Origin of the sequence: Sanguibacter inulinus (genome assembly GCF_013415325.1) — a bacterium.
In the GTDB taxonomy this organism is placed as follows: domain Bacteria; phylum Actinomycetota; class Actinomycetes; order Actinomycetales; family Cellulomonadaceae; genus Sanguibacter; species Sanguibacter inulinus.
The window spans coordinates 120108-144481 of the sequence record NZ_JACBYE010000002.1; the positions used below are offsets into that span (position 1 = coordinate 120108).

Here is a 24374-nt window from a genome sequence, read left to right on the forward strand (position 1 = left end):
GAGCATCGTCGGTCCGGGGCAGCGCTGCCGCTCTATCAGCCGACGGGCGTGACTGCCTCGAGCACGCCGTCACCGAACTTCTCGAGCTTCGCGGCGCCGACCCCGCTGACTGTGCCGAGCTCGTCGGTCGTCGTGGGACGGAGCACAGCGATGTCGCGGAGCGTCGCGTCGTGGAACACGACGTAGGCCGGCACGCCAGACTCTTTGGCCGTCGCGGCGCGCCACGCGCGGAGCCGCTCGAAGACGGCTGCTGCGGTGTCGTCGAGGTCGACGGCGGCCTTCGCCTGCCCCTTGCCGGCCGATCGTGTCCGGGTCCGGGCAGCCTTCGGCGCCTCCCGCCGGAACCGGACCTCACGTGCGCCCGAGAGCACCTCGGCCGAGTCGGCCGTCAGCTGGAGCGTGCCGTAGCCCTCGCCGTCGACCCCGAGCAGGCCACGGGCGAGCAGCTGGCGGACGACCCCGCGCCACTCCCCGTCGGAGAGGTCGCTGCCGATGCCGAAGGTCGACAGGCTGGTGTGACCGAGCTGGGTGACGCGCGGCGTCTCCTTGCCGAGCAAGATGTCCACGAGGTGGCCCGCGCCGTAGCGCTGCCCACGGTCGCGCTCGAGCCGGACGACCGTGGAGAGCAGCTTCTGCGCGGCGACGGTGCCGTCCCACGTCTCCGGGGGCGCGAGGCAGGTGTCGCAGTTGCCGCAGGCCGAGCTCTGCTCACCGAAGTACGAGAGCAGCTGGACGCGTCGGCACTCGACGGTCTCGCACAGGGCGAGCATCGCGTCGAGGTGCGCCGACAGTGCGCGCTTGTGCGTGGCGTCGCCCTCGGACTGGTCGATCATGCGGCGCTGCTGGACCACGTCCTGGAGGCCGTAGGCCAGCCAGGCCGTCGACGGCTGGCCGTCACGGCCCGCTCGCCCGGTCTCCTGGTAGTAGCCCTCGACGGACTTGGGCAGGTCGAGGTGGGCGACGAACCGCACGTCGGGCTTGTCGATCCCCATGCCGAAGGCGATGGTCGCGACCATGACGATCCCGTCCTCGCGCAGGAACTTCGACTGGTTGGCCGCGCGCACGTGGGCGGGCAGCCCTGCGTGGTACGGCAGGGCCGGGATCCCCTGGGCGACGAGGTGCTCGGCGGTCTGCTCGACCGAGTTCCGCGACAGGCAGTAGACGATGCCGGCATCACCGGGGTGCTCGGTCCGCAGGAGCTCGAGCAGCTGGGCGCGCGGGTTGTTCTTCGACGCGATCCTGTACTGGATGTTGGGACGGTCGAAGCTCGCGACGAAGTGCCGTGCGTCCTCGAGCTGGAGCCGGCTCGCGATCTCGCGGTGGGTCGTCTCGGTCGCCGTCGCGGTGAGGGCGATGCGCGGGACCGTGGGCCACCGCTCGTGCAGGATCGACAGGCCTAGGTAGTCGGGGCGGAAGTCGTGGCCCCACTGCGACACGCAGTGCGCCTCGTCGATCGCGAAGAGCGCGACGTCCCCGCGGTCGAGCAGCGCGAGGGTCTCGGGGACCCGCAACCGCTCGGGGGCGAGGTAGAGCAGGTCGAGCGTGCCGTCGACGAAGGCCCCCTCGACCTCTCTGCGCTGCTCCCAGCTCTGCGTGGAGTTGAGGAACCCGGCTTTGACCCCCAGGGCCGACAGGGCGTCGACCTGGTCCTGCATGAGCGCGATGAGCGGTGACACGACCACGCCGACACCCTCGCGGACGAGCGAGGGCACCTGGTAGCAGAGCGACTTGCCGCCACCTGTCGGCATGAGGACGAGAGCGTCCCCTCCCCCGACGACGGTCGAGACGATCTCCGCCTGGTCACCGCGGAAGGCCGGGTACCCGAAGACCGTGTGCAGCACGTCGAGGGCGCGCGGGTCCGCCGGGGCCGAGGACGCAGGGAGCACGGCGGACGGTGTCGGTGCGACCGCCGTCGCGGTCCCGGCACCTGGAGCATCGATGCCCGGGGTGTCGGTGCGAGCGTCGGGTCCGGTCTGCTCAGGCGTGGTCACCGGACCACTCTAGGTCCGGACCGCAGGTCCCCGGGCACTGTCCACAAGGGCCGCTCGGGCGGGGGACGCGCGAGGCACGGGGCGTCGAGCACGAAGCGTAGGATGCAACTTGTATCTATGAAGCGCCGCAGTCCTCCGTGCGGCGTCGCAGCCAGCCCGAGAAGGTCTCATGCCCCCCGCATCCCCCGCGTCCGCGAGCGCGCCCGGCTCTCCGCAGCCCGCTCCCCGACCCGCTGCTTCTGCCTCTGCCTCTGCCTCTGCCTCTGCCTCTGAGCGGGCCTACGCGGCGCTCCGCGCCCGGGTCGTCTCCGGCGCGGTCCCGGGCGGCACGATGCTCAGCGAGGGTGAGGTCGCCGACGAGCTCGGCATGAGCCGGACCCCCGTCCGCGAGGCGTTCCTGCGCCTGCAGGCCGAAGGGTGGATGCAGCTGTTCCCCAAGCGGGGCGCGCTGGTCCGACCGATCGAGCCCGACGAGCTGGCCGAGGTCGTCGAGGCCCGCCACCTGGTCGAGTCCGCCGCGGTCCGTACCGTCACGGCCGACGACGGCGCCACCACGGCCCTGGTCAACAGTCTGCGAGCGCTCGTCGCCGCGCAGCGCGCGGCGGCCGAGAGCGCAGACCTCGACACCTTCGCCCTCCTCGACGTGACCTTCCACCAGACGATCGCCGACGCCGGAGGCAACAGCATCCTCACGGCCTTCTACTCCTCGCTGCGCGACAGGCAGCACCGCATCACCGCGCGCACCGTCCGCGCGGGGCAGGACCGCGTCGAGGCGATCCTCGCGCAGCACACCGAGCTCGTCGACCTCGTGGGAGCAGGTGACGCCGCAGGTTTCGAGGCGGCACTCGCTGCTCACCTCGGCGAGATCCACCGCGGGATCTTCGGCCGATGAGGGGCGCAGGCAGCACGACAGACACCCCAGGAACCACGGGCACCACACCCTCGCCCACCCAGGCCTCCTGGGCGCACAGGTCTTCGACGACCCACGCGAGCCACGAGACTTACGCCGTCCAAGATCCCGGAGCCCCTCAGACCGCACCGTCCGTGCCCGACGCCCAGCCGGACCCCCAGATGACAGCAGCGAACGCTCGCGGCACCCACCCTCGAGCCTGGCTCGCTGCGTGCGGAGTCCTCTTCGCCGTCGCGTGGGGCGGGAACGAGTTCACACCGCTCCTCGTCCTCTACCGCCTCGAAGGACTCTCCGCGCAGTCGGTCAACGTCCTCCTCGGCGCCTACGTGCTCGGGATCGTCCCGGCCCTGCTCGTCGGTGGGCCGATGTCGGACCGCTACGGGCGCCGTCCGCTGCTGCTGCCCGCGCCGCTGCTCGGCGTGCTGGGCAGCGCGCTGATCGCGTGGGGTGCGCACCTGCACGCCCTGCTGTTCGCGGGTCGGGTCTTCTCCGGGCTCGCGCTCGGGCTCGTCATGGCCGTCGGGACCAGCTGGGTCAAAGAGCTCTCGCAGCCGCCCGTCGCCGACCCGGGCGAGCCTGGCGCCGGGGCACGACGTGCTGCCCTCGCCCTGACCGCAGGCTTCGGCCTCGGCGCCGTGGTTGCCGCCGTCCTCGCCCAGTACGGCCCGCTGCCGACGCTGCTGCCCTACGTCGTGAACATCGTGGTGACCGTGGTGCTCATCGTCCCGGCGCTCTCCGCACCCGAGACCACGGTCCGTCAGACCACACCGGGGCGGCTCCGTGACGACCTGCGCATCCCCGCAGCCCGGCACCGACGGTTCCTCAGGGTCGTGCTGCCGATGGCGCCGTGGGTCTTCGCCGTCGCTGCCTGCGCGTACGCGATCTTGCCGGCCCTCGTCGCCCACGAGGTGCCGGGGAACGAGATCGGGTTCTCCGGGCTGCTGTGCTTCGTGGCGCTCTCCTGCGGGTTCGTCGTCCAGCAGCTCGCGCGGGCCGTCGACACACCGCAGTCGTCCAGAGCCGTCGCTGTCGCGCTGGCCGTGACCGTCGTCGGGATGGCGACGGCGTCGTGGGCGGCGGCCACCCTCGACCTGCGGGTCACGGTGCTCGCCGCCGGCGTGCTGGGCTGCGCCTACGGTCTGCTGATGCTCTCGGGGTTGCAGGAGGCGCAACGGATCGCCGGGCCGGACGACCTCGCCGGGATCATCGCCGTCTTCTACTCGATCAGCTATCTCGGGTTCTTCGTGCCGACGGTCTTCGGGGCGCTCTCGGGCAGCCTGAGCTATCCGATCATGCTCGGGGGCGGGGCCGTCGTCGCGCTCGGCTGCCTGCTCGTGGTCGTGGCCAGCTGGCGGGCGCACCTGCCAGCCGACGCCGCGGCGCGGACGCCCTCGGACGCTGAGGTGCGGCCGCCGTCAGCCGCTGACGTGCGTCCGCAGCCTGACGCTGACGTGCATCCGCAGCCCGACGCTGCGGCGCGACGCTCGTCAGAGGCCGCACCGCAGCGGGGGTCAACGGCCGGCAGCGACCTGCCCTGACGGGACCGCCTGCTCGACGTCGGCCGGGACCGGCACCCCGAAGTCGGGGGTGCCGTCCTCGCCCCAGGTGAAGCGCTGGGCGAAGATCATCCTGTCCCACCCGTCCGTCCTGGTGGCGTGGTAGATCATCCAGCCTTCCTGGCCGTCCGGTGAGAGGACGAAGGATCCGTGCCCAGGCCCCAGGACGTCTGCGGTCTTCGAGAACGCCGGCTCGGTGGACTTGGTCCACGACGCCGGGTCGAGCACGTCGTCGCCCGTGAGGGTGAGCAGGCCGTAGGCGTAGTCGTCGGTCCAGCTCGCGCTCGTCGAGTACACGAGGTGCAGAGCACCGTCACGCTCGAGCACCTGCGGCCCCTCCTGGACAGGCATCCCCTGCCGCTCCCACTCTTCGGTCGGCTCCGAGAGGAGCACGCGGGGTCCGGAGATCGACGTCGGGCCGTCCATCTGGGCGATGTAGAGGTTCTGCTGCCCGTCGACCTCGCCCTCCCAGCCCGACCAGACGAAGAACTGCTGCCCCTCGCGGTCCAGCACGGTGCCGTCGATCGCCCAGCGGTCGGTCTCGTCGGTGATCTGACCGTGGTCGACGTACGGACCGAAGGGATCGTCTCCCTCGCTCTCGAGCACGTACATGCGGTGGTTCGCGTTGTCCCCGTCACAGCTCGTCGCTGCCAGGTAGACGAACCACGTGCCGTCGCCGTGGTGGATCTCGGGAGCCCAGACGTCCCGGCACGCCGGCCCGAGGGCCGCCGGCTCCCAGATCTTCTGGCGCGTCCCGGACCAGAGATCGGTGAGGTTGTCGGGCTCGGAGGCCGTGAGCCAGAGCTCGCCGTTCGACCGCGCCTCGAGCATGAGGTAGCGGTCGCCGTCCTCGACCACGTAGGGGTCGTTGCCGAGGTCCGCGACAGGGTTGGCGAAGGTGGGCGCTCCGGTGGTGTCGTCTGCCACCGGGTCTTCTGGTCCGCCCGAGCCGCACCCCGCCAGGAGAAGCACGGCTGCGACGACCACCGCGGCCGCAGGACCGCTGCGCAGCCGCCTCATCCCTTGAGCCCAGCAGTCGCGACAGACTCGATGATCTTTCGCTGGAAGAACACGAAGACGAGCAGAGCCGGGACGCTCGCGATGACCGCACCGGCCATGATGAGCGGCTGGTTGGCGATGTACGCGCTCTGCAGGAGCGGCAGACCGGCCGGCAGCGTCAGGGTGGACGTCGTCGAGAGCGCGTAGACCGGCCAGAGGAAGTCGTTCCAGCTCGCGAGGAAGGTGATCACCGCGATGGTCGACAGGGCCGGCTGCGCGAGCGGCAGCATGACCGACGCGAAGATCCGCACGTCCGACGCCCCGTCGATCCGGGCCGCCTCCTCGAGCTCTCGCGGGAGCCCGAGGAAGAACTGCCGGAGGAAGAACACACCGAAGGCCCCACCGACCGGAGGCAGCATCAGGGCGAGGAGCGAGTCGAGGATCCCGAGGCTGTCCGAGATCAGGTAGGTCGGGATGAGGAACACGAATCCCGGCAGGAACAGTGTCGCGATGACGAGCGAGAACACGATCCCTCGTCCCCGGAAGGTGAACCTGGCGAGCGCGTAGGCGGCGAGCGCCGCCGTGCTGACCACGAGGGCCGTCGTGACCGTCGCTGTGACGACGGAGTTGAAGAACCACCGGACCACCGGAGACTTCCCACCCCAGGCCGTCAGCGGCCTGTAGCTGTCGAGGGTCGCCGGGTCGGGGACCAGCGACGTGCTGGTCGCCGCGTCGAGCTGGGTCTTGAACGACGTCGAGATCATCCACAGGATCGGGACGAGCACGAGGAGGGCGAGGGCGACGAGCACCATGGTGCGGACCACGGTCCTGGTCTGGCGCCTGACCACGGTGTCGGTGACCGTCATGACTGGTCCTCCTTGCCGACGAGGAACCTGAAGTTCAGGATGCTGACGACGACCAGCAGGAGTGCGAGGACGTAGGACATCGCTGTCGCGGAACCCATCCGGGACTCTCCGAGCCCGACGTCGGACATGTACATGATGGCCGAGCGGGTCGCGCCGTTCGGGTCGCCGTCGGTCATGACGTAGGGCTGCCCGAAGACGTTCGCCGAGGCCAGGACGGTGATCATCACGACGAAGACCACGACAGGACGCAGACCGGGCAGGGTGATGCTGCGGAAGGTCCGCCACCGGCCGGCGCCGTCGAGGGCGGCAGCCTCGTACTGGTCGCGAGGGATGCTCTGCAGGCCCGCGAGGTAGATGATCGCGTTGAAGCCGAGCGTCCACCAGAGGGTCGCGCCCACGAGCGACACCCACACCCACGGCTCCTGCTGCAGCCACGGGATGTCGTCACGCAGACCGAGCCCGCCGAGGATCCTGTTGAGGATCCCGTGCTGGGTGTCGAGGACGAACTTCCACAAGACCCCGACCACGGCGACCCCGAGGACGTAGGGCGCGAAGAACGCTGCACGCAGCACGGTCCTGCCGCGGAACGGCTTGTCGACGAGCAGCGCGACGGCGAGCGGCACGGTGACCATGAGCGGGACCGTGAAGAGCGTGAACAGGCCCGTCGCGCGCATGCTCCGCCAGAACGAGGCGTAGTCGAGCGTGCCCGGCGTGAAGAGGTCGACATAGTTGCCGAGCCCGACGAAGGGCCTGTACGAGGGGAAGCTGAAGTCCCAGTCGAAGAGGCTCACGTAGATGCCGTAGACCGCAGGGGCCAGGACGAAGAGCCCGAAGAAGCAGAGATAGGGAGCGAGGAAGAGCCAGGGGACGGCCGCGCGGCCTCGACGACCGCGCGGTGCCCCCTTCTCAGACCCCGCCGCGCCCCGGGTCTGCTCGACCCGGGTCGTGGGGGCTGTCATGGTCTAGTACCCGAACTTCTTCTGGTTGCGGTCGACGATGAGCTGCGCCTCGGCGGCCGAGGCCTCGAGGGCGGCCTGCGGCTCGGTCGTCAGCAGGAGCGCTGCGTTGATCCCCTCTTCGAGCTTGCCGAGGGCGTCCGGCAGACCCGGGAAGTTCTGCGGCAGGACCGTCGTGTCGATCATCGGCCCGAAGACGTCCATCCCCGGGATCGCCGCGAACTCGGCGGACTCGCGGACCGAAGCACGTGCCGGGACCTGGTTGGCCTGGGCCCACACGATCGAGTCCTTGCTCATCGAGTTGATGAAGTACGCCGCGGCCGCGAGCTTGTTGGCGTCGTCCGCGACCTGCTTGGTCGCTGTGAGCTGGTGGGAGCTGCCCCACGTGGCGGCGGTGTCACCGATCACCGGGAGCGGTGCGACGCCCCAGTCGATCGCCTCGAAGGTCGGGTTGGACTGCTCCCAGATGCCACCGATCACGTAGGCGTTCTGGCCGTCGGCGAAGGCCTTCCAGTAGCCGTCCTGCCCGACGTTCTCCGGGCTGTACCCCTTGCGCACGAGGTCGGTGAGCCAGGTGAGCGCCTTGACCCCGGACTCGTCGTCCCACGTCACGGTGCGTCCGTCATCGCTGACGGCCTGGCCGCCCCACTGCGCCTGGAGGGCCGTGAACCACGTGCGCATCCACCCTGTCGAGTCGATCCACATGCCCTGCACGCCCTGCGCTTTGAGGACCTCGAGGTGCTCGAGGAGCTCCTCCCCCGTGGTCGCCGGGGCCTCCGGGTCGAGCCCCGCCGCCCGCAGCACGTCCTTGTTGTAGTAGAGCCCGTGCATGTGGACGTCGAGCGGGATGCCGTACCGGGCGCCGTCGTAGACACCACCGGCCCAGACCGCCTCGGCGAAGTCGTCCTCCTCGAGGCCGAGATCCGAGGCGACGGCGTCGAGACCGATGAGGGCCCCCTGCGCGGCCTGGGTGGACACCTGGTCCATGTGCATCAGCGCGACGTCGGGACCGTTCCCGGACTCCACGGCGACGGGGAGCTTCTGGTAGAAGTCGCCCCACTCCGACGTCGTGACCTTGACGGTGACGTTCGGGTTGGCAGCGTTGAAGGAGTCGACCATCGCGTCGAAGTAGGCACCGTCGGCCCCTGTGAAGCCGTTCCAGAAAGACAGCTCGACCGGGGGTCCGTCGTACGAGTCGCCGCTGACCTGGCTGACGACGGGTGCGTCCTGCGCACCCCCGTCCGAGCCGCAGGCGGCGAGGGTCAGTGCGAGTGTCGCCGCGGCCCCAGCGGCGACGGTTCTGGCGAAGACAAGGTTCATCTCGGTGCTCTCCTTCGAGTTCCGGGCTACCGCGGCGAGCGCGGCACACCTGCTGACCAAGCGGTCGATCCGGACATTACAGCGCTGTAATGCGCACGTCAACGAGGCGGTTGACCCCTGTGGACGAGCCCGGTCTGACGGACGCGCCAGCGGTCAGCCGTCCTCTGAGCCGCACGTGGCACACGTCCCCGTCGGTCCCGTCGCTCCCGTCGCTCCTGGGAACCCGGGCACCCGCCGACCTGCCGCGACCTCGACGTCTGCGCACACAGGTCTCGGCCGCCCGGCTGTAGATTGACCAGCGGCGCGCCGGGACCGGCCGCCCTGCCCGACGGTCGCGCGACCAGCGGCACCGAGGTCCGACGAGGAGGACGATGGCCAGGGTCCGGCTCCAGGACGTCGCAGAGCACGCAGGCGTCTCGATGAAGACTGTGTCCAACGTCGTCAACGACTACCCGCACGTCTCCCCCGCCACGCGCAGCCAGGTGCTCGCCTCGATCGAGGCGCTCGGCTACAGGCCGAACGCGACAGCCCGCCGCCTCGCGACAGGCCGGACCGGGACGCTCGCGCTCGCCGTGAGCGACGTGAGCCTGCCGTACTTCGCCGAGCTGGCGAGCACGATCTCCCGACTGGCGACGAGCCGGGGCTACAGGCTGCTGCTCGAGCAGACCGGCGAGTCTGTCGAGGCTGAGCGCGCGGTCCTCCTCGGCGGCGAGAGCGGGCTGGTCGACGGGATCATCTTCCAGCCGTCGCACATCGCGCTCGACGACCTCGCCCGCTACACGACCGCGACCCCCGTGGTGCTCCTCGGCGAGGGCGACGCCCCCGAGGGCGTGGACACCGTGATGATCGACAACACCGCAGCAGCCCGAGAGGTCACCGAGCACCTGCTGCGCCTCGGCCGGCGCCGGGTGGCCTTCGTCGGGCACGAGGCCCACGGGCTCTCTGCGACCTCCCGTCAGCGGCTCACCGGCTTCGAGACAGCGCTGCGCGAGACGGGCGCACAGGTCGACCCCGCGCTGCTCCTCGCGACCGACGCGATCAGCGCTGAGGCCGCCGAGCGCGCCGTCGGCGACGCGCTCGACGGCGGGCTGCGGTTCGACGCCGCCTTCTGCCGCGACGACCTCGCTGCCCTCGGGGCCCTCAGCGCGCTCCGCAGGCGCGGCGTGCGCGTCCCCGACGACGTCGCCGTGACGGGGTGGGACGACGTCACCCTCACGCGGTTCTCGAACCCGACGCTGACGACGGTCCACCCCGACCTCGACCACCTGGCGCGCAGCGCGATGGATCTCCTCGAAGAACGCGTCGGCGGGTACCGCGGGGCCGGACGGCACGTGGTCGCACCGCACTCGATCAGCGTCCGCGAGAGCGCCCCGTCGGCCTGAGACGACCTCTCGCCGCACCGCTCGACCGTCGGACCGACGCCCGGCTCAGCCAGCCGGCGGGCAGGCGACCGCGCCCCGCAGGCGTCGTCCCCGCCCGCTCAGACGCCGGCACAGCCCTCCCCTCCACCCCTTTACAGCGCTGTAAAGAATGCGCATACTGTCGTCATGAGCACATCTGCTGCCCCGTCACTCGTCCGCGCCTCCGTCCAGGACGGCACCTACCCCCGACCCCAGCTCGTCCGTGCCGACTGGGTCGACCTCTGCGGGACCTGGCAGCTCGCGACCGACGACGCCGACGAGGGTCTGGCCGCGGGCTGGTCCGACGCGGGGTCCTTCGACCGGACCGTCGTCGTGCCCTTCCCGCCGGAGTCCCCGGCCTCGGGCGTCGCAGACACCGGTTTCCACCCCGTCCTCTGGTACCGCCGCGACCTCTCCGCCGACGACCTCGACAGCACCGGACGGTCCGCGGACATGCCGACGGTCTTGCTGCACCTGGGAGCCGTGGACCACCGTGCCGACGTCTGGCTCAACGGCACCTATCTGGGCGGGCACATCGGCGGCTCGACCCCGTTCACGCTCGACGTCACCCGCGCGATCGACCCCGACCGCGCCGTGCAGAATCTCGTGGTCCGCGCCTTCGACGACCCCGCCGACGTGGAGCAGCACCGCGGGAAGCAGGACTGGCAGCGGGACGCCCACAGCATCTGGTACGACCGCACGTCCGGGATCTGGCAGCCCGTGTGGCTCGAGGCCGTCCCCGAGCTGCACGTCACGCACCTCACCTGGACGACAGACCTGCACGCCGGGAGCGTGACCCTCGACGTCGAGCTCAACCGCCGCCCGGCAGCCCCCGTCGACCTCCGTGTCGAGATCGACCACGAGACGTCCCTGCTCGCCTCGGTCACGGTCCAGACCTCCGAGCCGCGCAGCACCGTGCAGATGTCGGTCCCACGCCAGCGCAACGGGCAGGACTACGAGACCCTCCTGTGGAGCCCTGAGCATCCGACGCTGCTCGACGCGCGCGTGCAGCTGGTCCCGGCCGCAGGACAGGCGCCGGCCGCGGCTGACGGCGTGAGCTCGTACCTGGGTCTGCGGTCGGCGTCGACAGGTGGCGGGCACTTCCTGCTCAACGACCGTCCGTACTACGTGAGGTCTGTGCTCAACCAGGGCTTCTGGCCGCAGTCGCACCTCGCTGCGCCGAGCGCCGACGCGCTGCGCGCCGAGGTCCAGCTCATCAAGGACCTCGGCTTCAACGCCAACCGGGTGCACCAGAAGATCGAAGACCCGCGCTTCCTGTTCTGGGCGGACCGCCTCGGGCTGCTCGTGTGGGAAGAGGCGCCGAGCGCCTACCAGTTCTCGGGCACGGCGGTCCGCCGGATGCTCACGGAGTGGAGCGAGGCGATCCACCGGGACGCCTCGCACCCGTGCATCGTCACGTGGGTGCCGATCAACGAGAGCTGGGGCGTCCAGCACGTCGCGCACGACGAGCAGATGAAGCACTACACGCAGGCGCTGTGGCACCTCACCCATGCGCTCGACGGCACGCGTCCCGTGGTGTCCAACGACGGGTGGGAGCTCACAGACTCTGACGTGTGGTCGGTCCACGACTACGACGCCTCGCCCGAGGCGCTCGCCGAGCGGTACCGCGACCCTGCGGCCCTCACCACGCTCCTCGAGGGCGTCGGTCCTGCCGGGCGGCGCATGCGCCTCACCGGCGAGGCCGACCGCGGTCAGCCGGTCATGCTCACGGAGTTCGGCGGGATCACCTTCGCCGCCGGCGCCGAGGACAGCACCTGGGGCTACAGCCGCGTCGGGACGGCCGACGACCTCGACGCGCACCTCTCAGCCGTCGTGGGAGCGGTCCGCGGAGCCCACCTGGCCGGGTTCTGCTACACCCAGCTCGCCGACACCCTGCAAGAGGCGAACGGTCTGGTCGACGAGCACCGCCAGCCGAAGATCCCCGCCGAGCGCATCCGGCAGATCATCAGCGGCTGACGCTCCTCCGCGTACCAGCGGTGCGTGCCCCGGACAGGACATCCAGGGCACGCGCCGCATCACGACAGCCGACCAGGCGCGGCGTCACGGCAGCAGCCGCTCGCCACGACACGACGTCAGGTCATGCGCAGCCTCGTCATGGCCGGGTCGCGCGCTCCAGCAGCTGCAGCACGTGGACGTAGGGGCGGCCCGTCGCGCGCGACATGCCCATCTCGCACGTCCGGTTCGCCGAGGCGTAGGCGTCCAGACGGCCGTCCCGGGCGACCTCGTAGGCTGCGACCTCGGCAGCCTCGCGCGCCGTCGCGCTCGCCGTGAGCTCGGGGTGCAGCATGCCGCGGTCCCCTGCGAAGCCGCAGCACCCCCACGAGGGCGGGACGAGCACCTCGCTCGCGACGACCCCGGCAAGTGCGACGAGGTCCTCGACGATCCCCAGGTGGACCGTCGAGCAGGTGGGGTGCACGGCTGCTGTGCGCAGGCGCTGGGTCACGGTCAGCCGGGCGAGCAGGGACTCGCGGACGAAGGTCACGGCATCGACGATGCGCAGCCTGTCGAAGCGCTCTGTCCAGGTGCCGTCGAGCTGGCTGCCGAGATCGCGCAGGCCGTGGGTGCACGAGCTCGCGTCGGTGACGACGGGGAGCCTGCCGCCGTCGCTGGTCTCCCACAGCGCGGCGACCGTGGAGTACGCCATCGTGCGGTGCCCGTCGGTGAGGCCCTTGGACTGCCAGACCGTGCCGCAGCACAGGCCGTCGACGGCGTCGGGGACGACGACAGCAGCGCCCGCTCGGTCGCAGAGGGACACGAAGGCTCCTTCGGCGCTCTCGAGCAGCCCGTCGGCGCCGCGCTCGGCGGCGAAGATGCCGCCGACGCAGCTGGGGAAGAGCACGACCTCAGGGACTCCTGATCCCCGCTGTCCTCCCCTGCGGCGGCGGCCCGGGCCTGGGAGGTCACCCGAGGCGCTCGGGACGAGCTCGTGCGGGAGCACCGAGCGGGCAGCTGCCGTGACGGCGCCGAGCACGCCTCCGGGCAGGGGTGCTGCCACGGCGAGCCCGGCGCGGGCGGCTGCACCGACAGCGCCCCAGTGCCGGGCAGCGAGGTCTCCGGCGCGCTGGGCAGGGCTGCCGCTGCCGCCTGCCCGCTCGGCGCGGAAGGACTTCATGACCTTCCCGGTGTCGATGCCGACAGGGCAGGCCGTGACGCACAGGGAGTCGGCGGCGCAGAGGTCGACGGCGTCGTAGCCGAAGTCCTCCCCGATCGCGGCGCGCTCGTCGGGTCCGGCTGCGGCCATCGTCCGGAGCAGGACGATGCGCTGGCGGGGTGTGACGGTGAGGTCCTTCGAGGGGCAGACGGGCTCGCAGTACCCGCACTCGACGCAGGCGTCGACCCTCGGGTCGACCTGCGGGACGAGCTTGAGGTGCTCGAGGTGCGCGCGGGGGCTGTCCGGGAGGACCACGCCGGGGTTGAGCAGGCGCTCCGGGTCGAAGAGCTCCTTCACCCCGGTCATCACCGCGAACAGCTCGGGACCGTACTGGCACTCGACGAAGGGTGCCATGACCCGCCCGGTCCCGTGCTCGGCCTTGAGGGACCCGCCCTGGCGGAGCACGAGCTCGACGAGGTCCTCGGTGAAGGCCTCGAAGGCTCTCAGCTCTGCGGGGTCGTCGAGCCGCGGGCTGATCATGAAGTGCAGGTTGCCGTCCTTGGCGTGGCCGAAGACGACGGCGTCGTCGTAGCCGTGGCGGTCGAAGAGGGCATCGAGCTCGGTCATGGTCGCGCTCAGCGCTGGCACCGGGACGACCACGTCTTCGAGGAGGGCCGTGGTGCCGACAGGACGGGCTCCAGCGACGGCTGTGTAGAGCCCCTTGCGCAGCGTCCACAGCGCGGCACGCTCGGCCGGGTCGACGGTGAGCGAGACGGGCAGGGCGAGCGGGAGCTGCGCCGCGACCTCGTCGACGCGGGCTGTCACGGCTGCGAGCGCCTCGGCGTCGTCAGCCTGGAGCTCGAGCAGGAGCGCGGTGTGGCCGTCGAGGACGAGGGAGCGCACCGGGTCCGTCGGGGCGAGGGAGGGCTGGACGACGCGCAGCGATGCGGTGTCCATGAGCTCGAGGGTCCGCGCGCCGGCGCGGGTGAGCGCTCCGAGGGCGTCGGTCGCGTCGGTGAGGGTGGCGAACACGAGCAGCCCTGTGGCGGCGAGCGGGAGGACCGGGACCGTGCGGAAGGTCGCCTGCGCGACGAAGCCGAGGGTGCCCTCGGACCCCACGAGCAGGTGCTCGAGGATCGCGACGGGGGTGTCGTGGTCGAGGAAGGCGTTGACGGAGTACCCCATGGTGTTCTTCATGGAGAACAGGTGCCTGATGCGCTCGACCGAGACCGCGTCGCGCCGGACCCGGTCTCGCAGGTGCAGGAGCCCTGCGTGCAGGGCGGGCTCGGCGCTCTCCAGCCGGGCGTCGGCGTCCGGGTGGCCGGTGTCGAGCACGGTGCCCGAGGGCAGCACGACGACGAGGGAGTCGAGGGTCGCGTAGGTGCTGGCCTCGGTGCCGCAGGCCATCCCCGAGGAGTTGTTGGCGACCACCCCGCCGACTGTGCAGGCGACCTCGCTCGCCGGGTCAGGGCCGAGGCGGCGGCGGTACGGGGCGAGGCGCGCGTTGACCGACCGGATCGTCGCGCCTGGGCCGCAGCGGACCAGGCGGCCCCCGTCGAGCACCTCGACGTCGCGGAACCCGGCCCGGGTGTCGACCTGGAGCCCTGTCCCGCTCGCCTGCCCGGAGAGGCTCGTGCCGCCCGAGCGGAAGGTCACCGGCCGCCCAGCCGCCGATGCCAGCCGGAGGGCCGCGACCACGTCGTCGACCGACTGCGCGGTGACGACGGCGTCGGGGACCAGCAGCACGTGCGAGGCGTCGTGGGCCCTGGCCGCGAGGTCGATCGGCCGCAGGTGCAGCTGATCGGCGGCGAACTGCGCCCGCAGCGCGTCTCGCAGCTCCGCGGCGACCACCTCGGGGGCGTCGTCGGGGGTCGTGCGGGCTGGCGCCTGGGCGGTCATGGGTCCTCCGGTGGTGCGGGTCTAGGACGTCGTCAGGTCCGTTGCGGCCTGCGCGTGGGCTGTCGGCGGTCGCGGACCGCGTCGTAGGTGACCTGGAGCGCGTCGAGGCTGCGCTCGTAGGTCTGCTGGGCGACCCCGACGAACAGGCAGTCGACGACGGTGAGCTGGGCGAGCCGGCTGCCTGTCGCGCCCGAGCGGAACGTGGTCTCGCGTGCCGCCGTGGTGAGGACGTGGTCGGCCTCGCGGGCCAGCGGCGACCTGGGGGCGTTGGTGATCGCCACGGTCACCGCCCCGTTGGCACGGGCCAGGGCGAGGGAGTCGATGGTGTCGGCCGTCAGGCCCGAGTGCGAGATGGCGATCGCGATGCCCCGCTCGTCGAGGAGCGCGGCGGAGACGAGCGCCTGGTGGGGGTCGGGGAAGGAGAACGCGACCTGCCCGATCCTGTGCAGCTTCTGCTGGAGGTCCGCGGCGACGATGCTCGACGCCCCGACGCCGTAGATGTCGCAGCGGTCGGCGGCGATGAGCGCGTGCACGACGGCCTCGAGCTCGGTGATCGACAGGGCCTTGGCGGTGTCCTCGACCGAGCGGGCGTCGGCGTACGAGATCTTCTCGACGACCGAGGCGAGGTCGTCGCCGGGGGCGATGTCACCGGAGAGCTCGAAGGCGGCGTCGGTCCGCGAGCGCCCACCCATCTCGGAGGCGAGGGCGAGGCGCAGCTGCGGGTAGCCCCGCACGCCGAGCTCTCGGCAGAACCTCACGACGGTCGTCTCGGAGGTGTCGCAGGCGTCGGCGAGGTCGGAGATGGTCATCGCGGCGACCTCGGCGGGGCGGGCGAGGATCTGCTCGGCGACGCGTCGGATCGCGGGCTGGAGGTCGGGCAGCAGACCCCGGATGCGCACAGTCAGCGGGACGGCGGGGTCCGTGGTCCCGGGCGCGGCGTGCTCTGTCGTCATGAAGGAAACTTACCTTCGATCAGTAGAGCAGGACAGCGTCGGGCCGGTGGCTCCGCGGGGCCAGCAGCGTCGACACGGGGACCCCGGCGTCGACAGTCGTGCGCAGCGCGTCCGAGCCCCACAGCAGGTCGACGAAGGGACGGCGACCGGGCAGGACCTCGGACGGGCCCGCGGCCCCGGTGCCCGACGGCCCTTCACGTCCCGGACCCGCAGAACCGTCCTGGGCCGAACCGTCCTGGACAGCGGGCTCTGCGGGCTCGGGCAGCCGCCAGCCGAAGTCCTCGGGGTACAGCCTCGCGACGGTCTCGACGAGCAGCACCCCGGTCCGGACGGGCTCGAAGGCCACGGGGTCGCTCACGTGGACCTGGACCCCGCGCACGACCTCCCCCGCGAAGGCGTGGAAGGTGGGCGTGAAGGTCGTGGGACGGAACAGCACACCGGGCAGCTCGAGCGCCGTGAGGGCTGGTGCGAGCCGTGCGTCGACCCACGGTGCCCCGACGATCTCGAAGGGCCGGGTGGTGCCGCGACCCTCCGAGAGCGTGGTCCCCTCGACGATCCCGGTCCCCGCGTAGACGAGGGCCGTCTCGGGAGTCGGCATGTTGGGCGAGGGCATCACCCACGGCAGCCCGGTGGCCGCCCAGAGCATGTCGCGGGTCCAGCCCTCGAGCTCGACGACCCGCACGGGCCCTGTCGGCAGGCCGGCTGCGGCGTCGTCAGCGCGGACCGCGAGCGCGAGCTCACCGGCGGTGAGCCCGTGGCGCTGCGGGACGGGCACCCGTCCGACAAAGCTGGCGAAGGCCGGGTCGAGGTCGGGCCCCTCGACCGCGAGACCGCCGAGCGGGTTTGGCCTGTCAAGGACGACCAGGTCGATGCCCACGCGGGCCGCCGACCGGAGGCAGTCGACGAGCGTCCACACGTAGGTGTAGTAGCGCACCCCGATGTCAGGGAGGTCGACCAGGAGCGTGTCGATCCCCGAGGCCAGCAGCATCGCGTCGAGTGCCTCGTCCGCGGCCAGGTAGGTGTCGTAGACGGGGAGACCCGTGGCCTCGTCGAGCCCGAGGTCGTCGCTCGCCCCGGCCTGCGCGGCGCCGCGCAGACCGTGCTCGGGGCCGAAGAGCGCGACGAGCGGGGCCCCGGCGTCCTGGAGCGCGATCGCGGTGAGCCGGAGATCGGCCGTCACCGCGGTGTCGTTGGTGACCAGGCCCCAGCGTGTCCCGCCGACGAGCGTGGGGTCGGCGACGTCACGCCGAGCGCGAGCAGCCGGCCGAGGTGGCGGGACTGCTCGGGGTCGCGCCAGGCGTCGCGCGTCGCGATGACGAGGACGTCCGGCGTCGACCCGCCGAAGCCCCGGGTCGCGGCAGCCAGGATCGTGTCAGGGTCGTCGTCGAGAGGTTCGGTCCAGACCTGCGCCCCGGCAGCGCCGAGCCTGTCGGCGAGGACGGCGCTCACGTCGACACCTCGCAGCTGCGGGTCGGTCCGCAGACCGACGACGAGGACTCGCGTCCCCGGGGCCCCAGGGTCTAGCACCCAGGTGGTCGACGGGTCTCGCCACACGAGGGAGGCGCGGGCCGCCCGCTCCGCCGTGCTCGCGTGCTGCGGTGTCGCGAGCGGTGCCTCGACGTCGATCCCGTCGCCGGCCAGCCCCAGCCGCTCCTTGAGCCTGAGGATGCGCCGGGCGGAGTCGCGCAGCGCGTCGCGGGAGAGCACGCCGTCCGCGAGCGCCGCCAGGACGGCGTCGATCGCCGCCTCGGGGTCACCGGGCATGAGCAGCTGGTCGACCCCTGCGGCGAGCGCGGCGACAGCGCCCGCGCCAGGTCCGTCGGCCAGCTGCGCGCCGGCCATGTCGAGGGCGTCGGTGACGATCACCCCGTCGAAGCCGAGAGCCTCGCGCAGCTCTCCGGTGACCACGGCACGTGAGTAGGTGGCCGGGGTCCCGGCGTCGACGGCGGGGAACACCAGGTGCCCGATCATCACGGCGTCGACTCCCGCGGCGATCCCGGCGGCGAAGACCGCCCGCTCCTGACGTTCCCACGCGTCCCGGGTGAGCTCGAGGACCGGCAGCCCGAGATGGGAGTCGACCGTGGTGCTGCCGTGGCCCGGGAAGTGCTTGAGGGTCGAGGCGACACCGGCCGCGGCCAGCCCGCGCACCGTCGCGGACACCTGGCGCGCTGCGGCCTGCGGGTCGGCGCCCGGCGAGCGCACCCCGATGACGGGGTTGCGCGGCTCGACGGCGAGGTCGGCGACCGGGGCGAAGGCGTGCCGGATCCCTGTCGCGCGCAGCTCGGTCCCGCTCGTCCGGGCGACCTCCTCCGTGAGCGCGACGTCGTCGGCGGCGGCCAGCGCCTGCGCGGAGGGCAGCCGGGTGCTGCCCTGGCGCAGGCGGCTGACCGTGCCGTTCTCCTGGTCGGCGCTGACCAGCAGAGGCGCGCTCGCGGCCTGCTGCAGGCGACGGACGAGGTGACGGATCGCGTCAGGCGAGTCGCCCTCGGCCGTCTCGGGAAAATAGCAGACGCCGCCGATGTGGCGGGCGGCGACGAGGTCGGCGAGGGCGTCGACGGGGGTGCGCCGCACACCGTCGGTCGCGGCGGGGTGGCCGCCGTCGGCAGTGGTGACCGAGTCGTCAGGACTGTCGGGCTCGTCGACGGTGATGCCCCGCGCGGAGTGGGTCCCGACCGCGAGGCTGAACAGCTGGCCCACGAGCTGCGCATCGTCCCAGCCGTCGACGGCGTCCACGGTGGCGGCAGGGTCCTCGCTGGTGGCAGCATCACCGCTGCGGACTACGTCTCCGGGCTCGGCAGGGCTGGCCTCGGCTGGTCCCGGGGCGGCTGCACCGGGGGCTGCTGCACCGGGGGCGGCTGCACCGGGGGCTGCTGCCCCGCGGGCGAAGGCCCGGGTCGACGACGGTCCAGTCTGAGCCGTTCCGGGGTGCTGAGTCACGAGCGCAGTCTCCGTCGGTGCGAGGTGAGATGTCCATGGGTCGAGGGGAGGCAGGTCCTGCGCGTCCGACAGGGCGGTCTGCGCGTGGGTGGACCCCACCCTCCACGACATCCCGACGGTAACATATTTACCAAGATTGCTATAGGCTCGGCAATCACATACATAGACCGACGAGGAGCAGCTGTGGACACGACGGGCGCGACCGGCGCGGGCGCGGAGATCGACCTGAGCACGCTCACCACCGAGTCCCTCGACCCCCGATACAGCGACCTCGACACCCTGGACGTCGCGGCGCTCACCGCCGCGATGAACGACGCCGAGGCTGAGGTCCCCGTCGCCGTCCGCGCGGCGCTCCCCCAGATCACCGAGGCCATCGAGCAGATCGTCGACAGGGTGCGCGCCGGCGGGCGCATCCTCTACGTCGGCGCCGGGACACCCGGCCGGCTCGGCGTCCTGGACGCCTCGGAGTGCCCGCCGACCTTCTCGACCGACCCGGAGACAGTCCAGGGGATCATCGCCGGCGGACCTGCAGCCCTCCGGGACGCCGTCGAGGGCGCGGAGGACGACACCGCAGCCGGGGCCGCGCTCGTCGACGAGCACCTCGTCACGGCGGCCGACGCGGTGGTCGGGCTGACGGCCTCGGGTCGGACCCCCTACGTGCTCGCGGCCATCGAGGCCGCCCGCTCCGTCGGTGCGCTCACCGTCGGGGTCTCGTGCAACGCCGGGGCCGAGCTGAGCACCGTCGCCGAGCTCGCGATCGAGGTCGTCGTCGGCCCGGAGATCGTCTCGGGCTCGACCCGACTCAAGGCGGGGTCGGCGCAGAAGCAGGTCCTCAACATGATCTCGACAGTGAGCATGGTGCGGCTCGGCAAGACCTATGGCAACCTCATGGTCGACGTCGCCGCGACCAACGCCAAGCTGCGGGTCAGGGCCCGGAGGCTGGTCGAGCAGATCGCTGCGGTCGACCCGCAGACCGCAGACTCCGCCCTCGCCGCCTCGGGCGGGCACGTCAAGGTCGCCGCGGCGATGCTCGTGCACGGCGTCGACAGGCCGACGGCCGAGCGGTGGCTGGCGGACGCCGACGGGCGTCTGCGGACTGTGATCGAAGGGCGGTAGGCAGGTGGACCTCGTCATCGGGGCCGACGTCGGCGGCACGTCGACCAAGGTCGCGCTCGCGACCACCACGGGCCAGCTCATGGCCTACGAGACCGGACCGGGCGGCAACATCCGCTCCTCCCCCGCAGACCTCGGCACGACGCTCCGCCAGACCCTCGGGCGGGCACTCACCGGCCACGACCCCTCCCACGTGCGCGCCAGCCACCTCGGCGTCTCGGGGGCAGGACCCGCGGCCGTCGGCACGGTGACGGCACTCTGCACGACCGCCCTCGAGGGCGTCGGGGTGAACGGCCCCGTCGAGGTCCGCACCGACCTCGACATCGCCTTCGCCTCGGCGGCGACGGGGACCACCGGCCTGCTCCTGCTCGCCGGGACCGGGGCGGTCGCCTGCTCGGTCGAGGACCTCGTGACGGTCGGCCGCTGCGACGGGACGGGCTGGTTGCTCGGCGACGTCGGGTCGGCCGTGTGGTTCGGACGTCGAGCCCTCGAGGCCGCAGCCGCCGACCTCGACGGCCGTGGTCCCGCGACAGCGCTCACCTCTCTCGTCCTTGAGCACCACGGGGTCGACCCGCTCGACGACCCGCGCCAGGGCCTCGTCGCAGCGGTCTACCCCCTCGCCGTCTCGGAGCACGGGGGGCTCGCGCCGCTCGTCCTCACCACAGCAGCTGCCGGCGACACCGTGGCCCAGCAGGTGGTCGACGAAGGTGTCGACGCCCTCGTCCGCACAGCCCACGCAGCACTGACCGACACCCTCGGACCGGGACGCCTGCGCACGCCGCGCCGCCCGGCCGAGCTGGTGCTCGCCGGAGGGCTGCTCACAGCACCCGGCCCCGTCAGGTCCGAGGTCGGCCGCAGGCTCGCCCACGACCTCGACCTCGCTCCAGGTGCTGTCCACGACGCGCTCGCGCCCGTGGTCGGTGCGCTGCGGCTCGCCGTCAGGGCTGCAGGCGGCCCGGACCTGGCTCCCGAGACGCTCTCCACGCTCCGCACAAGGGTCACATCCTGGACAGCAGCGGGTGAGGCGAGTCCGCAGACCTAGGCTGCCACGACCCCAAGGCGCGTCAGCGCACCCGCTGGCGCCGACGAGCGGAGGCAGCATGACCCGCGAGGCAGACCCCACGTCACGCCAGCACAGCACCCCGACGAGCCCTGCCACCGGAGAGCCACAGCTCGAGCGCGCACTCTCCAACCGGCACCTGCAGCTCATCGCCATCGGCGGGGCCATCGGCACGGGCCTGTTCATGGGCTCGGGCAAGACCATCTCGCTCGCCGGTCCGTCGGTGCTGCTCGTCTACGCGGTCATCGGCTTCATGCTGTTCTTCGTCATGCGGGCCCTCGGTGAGCTGTTGCTGTCCAACCTGGGCTACAAGTCCTTCCGCGACATCACCTCGGACATCCTCGGTCCGTGGGCCGGGTTCTTCACGGGGTGGACGTACTGGTTCTGCTGGATCGTCACCGGGATCGCCGACATCGTCGCCATCTCCGGGTACATGGCCTTCTGGGCGCCCGACCTGGCCCGCTGGATCCCGGCCCTCGCGACCATCCTGCTGCTGCTCGGGCTCAACCTCGTGGCCGTGCGACTCTTCGGCGAGCTCGAGTTCTGGTTCGCCATCATCAAGATCGTCGCCATCGTCGCCCTGGTGGCCACCGGGATCGTGCTCGTCGCGATCGCCTTCCAGTCGCCCGACGGCTCGGAGGCCACCCTGACGAACCTGTACTCGGACGGCGGGTTCTTCCCGCACGGGGTCAGCGGGTTCCTCGCCGGGTTCCAGATCGCCCTCTTCGCCTTCGTCGGCATCGAGCTCGTCGGCACGGCCGCCGCAGAGACCAAGGACCCCGAGAAGAACCTGCCGCGGGCGATCAACTCGATCCCCATCCGCATCGTGCTGTTCTACCTCGGGGCGCTCTTCGTCATCATGGCCGTCACGCCGTGGCGCAGCATCTCCCCCGACGAGAGCCCCTTCGTCGCCATGTTCGCCCTCGCCGGGCTGCCCGCCGCGGCAGCCGTCGTGAACTTCGTGGTGCTCACCTCGGCCGCGTCGTCGGCGAACAGCGGGATCTTCTCGACCTCGCGGATGATGTACGGCCTCGCGCAGGAGGACGAGGCGCCCCGCAGCTTCGGGCGGCTCTCGAAGAACCACGTCCCGTCGCGCGGGCTGATCTTCTCGTGCGCGTGCCTCGTGCCGGGGGTCGCGCTGCTCTACACGGGCAAGAGCGTCGTCGACGCCTTCACGCTCGTCACGACGGTCTCGTCGGTCCTCTTCATGTTCGTGTGGACGATGATCATCGTCAGCTATCTGCGCTACCGCCGCGACCGCCCGGAGCTCCACGAGTCCTCGGCCTTCCGCATGCCCGGCGGGGTGGTCATGTGCTGGGTGGTCCTGGCCTTCTTCGCCGCGATGATCGTCGTGCTGCTGCTCGAGAAGGACACCCGAGACGCGCTGCTCGTCACGCCCGCATGGTTCGTGGTCCTCGGTGTCGCGTGGGCCGTCATGCGGCGCCGTGGGCGCGGCGGACGGGCGTCGGTCGCGGCGCCCGACGGGACGACGGCCGTCTGACCTCGGGCGCGCGAGCCCCCCACTCCGGCTGGGGCTCGCCGGCAGGAGCACCCGCACCCGCACCCGCACCCGCACCCGCACGAAGATGCCCGGACCCCGTACGGGGTCCGGGCATCGTCGTCTGCAGGTGTCGTGGCGTCAGGCCAGGGCTACTTCTTGGTGTGGAAGGCCATCTGGGCCTTCTCGAGACCTTCGGTGACGACCATCTCGACGGCGTCGGCGCTCGTGTCGATCAGGAACGGGAGCTCCTTGCGCTCGACCGTCCCGAAGTCCTTGAGCACGAAGTCCGCGGTGTCCATCCGGCCCGGAGGCCGGCCGATCCCCGTGCGGACCCGGAGGTAGTCCTTGGTCCCGAGAGCCTTGCTGATGTCGCGCAGACCGTTGTGCCCGCCCTCGCCGCCGCCGATCTTGCAGCGGACGTCGCCGAAGGGGATGTCGAGCTCGTCGTGGACGACCAGCACGTGGTCAGGCTCGACCTGGAAGTACTGGGCGAGACCGGCGACAGGACCGCCCGAGGTGTTCATGTACGTCGAGGGCTTCGCGAGGACCACGCGCGGCCCCGGGACACCGCCGGGCAGGACGCCGAGGCGCACCTCCGCCACGCTCGCGCGGGACCTGTGCGCGGAGAACGAGCCACCGTGCCGCGAGGCCAGCTCGTCGAGCACCATCTGCCCGACGTTGTGGCGGTTCCCCGCGTACTGCGTCCCGGGGTTGCCGAGCCCCACGACAAGCCACAGCCCGTCTGTCATCGTGTCCACATCTCTCTGCTCGTCGTCACGCTGCTCGTCATCACGCTGCTCATCGCCACTCTGCTCGCCGCCACTCTGCCCACCACGGCTCTGCGTGTCGTCAGTCTGCTCGGCGCCACCCTGCTCGTCTGCCCGGCGCTGTCGTGCAGCGGCGGTGCCGTGCTCGTCGGGCCTCTCGTGAGGCCGCGGTGCGCATCACCGCGAGGTGCGCACGCAGACGCCAGAGCGCCCGGCACCAGAAGGGTACCGGGCGCTCCGTCGACAGATCAGGCCGGAGCCTGAAGGGTCAGGTCGTTCACTCGCTCTCGGCGGCCGATGCCGACGCGGCGGCCTGCTGTGCGGAGACCTCAGCAGCGGCCTCGTCGTCAGCGGAGTTGTCCTGCGGGACCGAGATGAGCACGACGTCGGCGTCGGCCTCGGTGATGAGGGCCGAGCCCTCGGGGAGGACGAGGTCGCCCGCGGTGATGACCGTGCCGGCCTCGCGGCCGGTGACGTCAGCCTCGATCCACTCGGGGAGGTTCGTGGCGAGGGCCTCGAGGACGACCGTCTGCGACTGCACGATGTGGATGGTGCCGGGGACGGGCTCGCCGGTGACGTGCACGTTGACCTCGACCTCGACCTTCTCGCCCTTCTTGACGATGAGGAGGTCGACGTGCTCGATGACGTTCTTGACCGGGTCGCGCTGGACGTCCTTCGCGAGGGCGAACTGCGTGGTGCCGTCGAGCTCGATCTCGAAGAGAGCGTTCGACTGCTTCAGCGCGAGCATCGTCTGGTGGCCGGGGAGGGCGACGTGGACGGGGGCCGTGCCGTGGCCGTAGAGGACGGCGGGGATCTGGTTGTTGCGGCGGGTGCGGCGTGCGGCGCCCTTGCCGAACTCGGTGCGGGCCTCGGCGACGAGCTTGTTGTTGTCAGACACGTGGAACTCCTGGGACAGATGATGGGCCGACGGCCAGTGGGATACCTTCGGCTGTGACCTGGAGCGGCACGTGGTGCGAGAGAAGCTGCCTCACCAGGAAACGGGCGGTGCTCTACGGCGCAGACGACAGACGGAC

General features: G+C 71.7%; 18 protein-coding genes. 7 read left to right on the forward strand and 11 right to left on the reverse strand.

What is annotated here, in order from left to right; all coding sequences use genetic code 11:
- Positions 1–35 precede the first annotated feature (35 nt).
- Positions 36–1886 (reverse strand): DNA helicase RecQ, encoded by a 1851-nt coding sequence (recQ, locus tag HZZ10_RS01525; protein ID WP_179912173.1) that lies wholly within the window; start codon positions 1884–1886, stop codon positions 36–38.
- 274 nt (positions 1887–2160) lie between these two features.
- Between recQ and HZZ10_RS01530 the strand changes: the two genes are divergently transcribed.
- Together HZZ10_RS01530 and HZZ10_RS01535 are read left to right on the forward strand one after the other, a co-directional pair.
- Positions 2161–2883, forward strand: coding sequence for a GntR family transcriptional regulator (locus HZZ10_RS01530; RefSeq protein ID WP_179912143.1), 723 nt, complete (start codon positions 2161–2163; stop codon positions 2881–2883).
- A 179-nt stretch (positions 2884–3062) separates the two neighbouring features.
- On the forward strand, positions 3063–4439 hold the full coding sequence (locus HZZ10_RS01535; RefSeq protein ID WP_179912144.1) for an MFS transporter: 1377 nt from the start codon (positions 3063–3065) through the stop codon (positions 4437–4439).
- Here the strand turns inward: HZZ10_RS01535 and HZZ10_RS01540 are convergent.
- The 4 genes from HZZ10_RS01540 to HZZ10_RS01555 all read right to left on the reverse strand — a co-directional run bounded on the left by HZZ10_RS01540 (position 4413) and on the right by HZZ10_RS01555 (position 8598).
- Entirely contained in the window at positions 4413–5384 is a 972-nt protein-coding gene (locus tag HZZ10_RS01540; RefSeq protein WP_179912145.1) for a glycoside hydrolase family 43 protein, read from the reverse strand. The genes HZZ10_RS01535 and HZZ10_RS01540 overlap by 27 nt on opposite strands.
- A gap of 89 nt (positions 5385–5473) precedes the next feature.
- The gene (locus tag HZZ10_RS01545) at positions 5474–6322 is read right to left on the reverse strand and encodes a carbohydrate ABC transporter permease (protein ID WP_218928308.1); all 849 of its coding nucleotides are present in this window, start codon (positions 6320–6322) and stop codon (positions 5474–5476) included.
- The gene (locus HZZ10_RS01550; RefSeq protein WP_179912146.1) at positions 6319–7281 is read right to left on the reverse strand and encodes a carbohydrate ABC transporter permease; all 963 of its coding nucleotides are present in this window, start codon (positions 7279–7281) and stop codon (positions 6319–6321) included. Before HZZ10_RS01550 ends, HZZ10_RS01545 begins: the two co-directional genes overlap by 4 nt.
- A gap of 3 nt (positions 7282–7284) precedes the next feature.
- Positions 7285–8598, reverse strand: coding sequence for an extracellular solute-binding protein (locus HZZ10_RS01555; protein WP_179912147.1), 1314 nt, complete (start codon positions 8596–8598; stop codon positions 7285–7287).
- Between the two features lie 371 nt (positions 8599–8969).
- Between HZZ10_RS01555 and HZZ10_RS01560 the strand changes: the two genes are divergently transcribed.
- Both HZZ10_RS01560 and HZZ10_RS01565 read left to right on the forward strand, forming a co-directional pair.
- Entirely contained in the window at positions 8970–9980 is a 1011-nt protein-coding gene (locus tag HZZ10_RS01560) for a LacI family DNA-binding transcriptional regulator (RefSeq protein ID WP_082543753.1), read from the forward strand.
- A gap of 165 nt (positions 9981–10145) precedes the next feature.
- Positions 10146–11975, forward strand: coding sequence for a glycoside hydrolase family 2 protein (locus tag HZZ10_RS01565; RefSeq protein ID WP_179912148.1), 1830 nt, complete (start codon positions 10146–10148; stop codon positions 11973–11975).
- A gap of 136 nt (positions 11976–12111) precedes the next feature.
- On the opposite strand, the gene HZZ10_RS01570 is transcribed toward HZZ10_RS01565, so the two are convergent.
- The 4 genes from HZZ10_RS01570 to HZZ10_RS19115 are packed head-to-tail and all read right to left on the reverse strand — an operon-like array spanning position 12112 to position 18899.
- On the reverse strand, positions 12112–15009 hold the full coding sequence (locus tag HZZ10_RS01570; RefSeq protein ID WP_179912149.1) for an FAD-binding and (Fe-S)-binding domain-containing protein: 2898 nt from the start codon (positions 15007–15009) through the stop codon (positions 12112–12114).
- A gap of 32 nt (positions 15010–15041) precedes the next feature.
- The gene (locus tag HZZ10_RS01575) at positions 15042–15962 is read right to left on the reverse strand and encodes a MurR/RpiR family transcriptional regulator (protein WP_056128583.1); all 921 of its coding nucleotides are present in this window, start codon (positions 15960–15962) and stop codon (positions 15042–15044) included.
- A gap of 19 nt (positions 15963–15981) precedes the next feature.
- Positions 15982–17142 (reverse strand): exo-beta-N-acetylmuramidase NamZ family protein, encoded by a 1161-nt coding sequence (locus HZZ10_RS01580; protein WP_218928309.1) that lies wholly within the window; start codon positions 17140–17142, stop codon positions 15982–15984.
- Entirely contained in the window at positions 17139–18899 is a 1761-nt protein-coding gene (locus HZZ10_RS19115) for a glycoside hydrolase family 3 protein (RefSeq protein WP_218928310.1), read from the reverse strand. The genes HZZ10_RS01580 and HZZ10_RS19115 overlap by 4 nt, the downstream gene beginning before the upstream one ends.
- 183 nt (positions 18900–19082) lie before the next feature.
- Here HZZ10_RS19115 and murQ point away from each other — a divergent pair, with 183 nt between their 5' ends.
- The 3 genes from murQ to cycA are packed head-to-tail and all read left to right on the forward strand — an operon-like array spanning position 19083 to position 22573.
- Positions 19083–20015, forward strand: coding sequence for an N-acetylmuramic acid 6-phosphate etherase (gene murQ, locus HZZ10_RS01585; protein WP_179912150.1), 933 nt, complete (start codon positions 19083–19085; stop codon positions 20013–20015).
- Positions 20016–20019: 4 nt separating this feature from the next.
- Positions 20020–21054 (forward strand): N-acetylglucosamine kinase, encoded by a 1035-nt coding sequence (locus tag HZZ10_RS01590; protein ID WP_179912151.1) that lies wholly within the window; start codon positions 20020–20022, stop codon positions 21052–21054.
- A gap of 58 nt (positions 21055–21112) precedes the next feature.
- The gene (gene cycA, locus HZZ10_RS01595) at positions 21113–22573 is read left to right on the forward strand and encodes a D-serine/D-alanine/glycine transporter (RefSeq protein ID WP_179912152.1); all 1461 of its coding nucleotides are present in this window, start codon (positions 21113–21115) and stop codon (positions 22571–22573) included.
- Positions 22574–22722: 149 nt separating this feature from the next.
- Here cycA and pth read toward each other — a convergent pair whose 3' ends face one another.
- Both pth and HZZ10_RS01605 read right to left on the reverse strand, forming a co-directional pair.
- A complete protein-coding gene (gene pth / locus HZZ10_RS01600) occupies positions 22723–23322 on the reverse strand; it encodes an aminoacyl-tRNA hydrolase (protein ID WP_179912176.1) in 600 nt (199 codons plus the stop codon).
- 295 nt (positions 23323–23617) lie between these two features.
- Positions 23618–24238, reverse strand: a complete 621-nt coding sequence (locus HZZ10_RS01605) for a 50S ribosomal protein L25/general stress protein Ctc (protein ID WP_056128566.1) — start codon at positions 24236–24238, stop codon at positions 23618–23620.
- Positions 24239–24374 lie beyond the last annotated feature (136 nt).